Source organism: Bacillus cereus group sp. BfR-BA-01379, from assembly GCF_022663605.1.
Taxonomy (GTDB): Bacteria; Bacillota; Bacilli; order Bacillales; family Bacillaceae_G; genus Bacillus_A; species Bacillus_A mobilis.
Window position 1 is genome coordinate 1 of the sequence record NZ_JAKUFT010000315.1, and the last position, 223, is coordinate 223.

Here is a 223-nt window from a genome sequence, read left to right on the forward strand (position 1 = left end):
CCTGTTCCGCCACCCCGGCATGTCATATTGAAAATTGGAGCGGAAGACGGGATTCGAACCCGCGACCCCAACCTTGGCAAGGTTGTATTCTACCACTGAACTACTTCCGCATGACATGTTTGAGTTATTTTATTAAAAGTGCGGGTGAAGGGAGTCGAACCCCCACGCCAAAGGCGCTAGATCCTAAGTCTAGTGCGTCTGCCAATTCCGCCACACCCGCATA

General features: G+C 52.0%; 2 tRNA genes. Both read right to left on the bottom strand.

Going from position 1 to position 223, the window contains the following annotated elements:
• Positions 1-35: 35 nt before the first annotated feature.
• A tRNA-Gly gene (locus MR113_RS28025) sits at positions 36-110 on the bottom strand.
• A gap of 29 nt (positions 111-139) precedes the next feature.
• Positions 140-220: transfer RNA gene (locus tag MR113_RS28030), tRNA-Leu, on the bottom strand.
• Between the last annotated feature and the right edge of the window lie 3 nt (positions 221-223).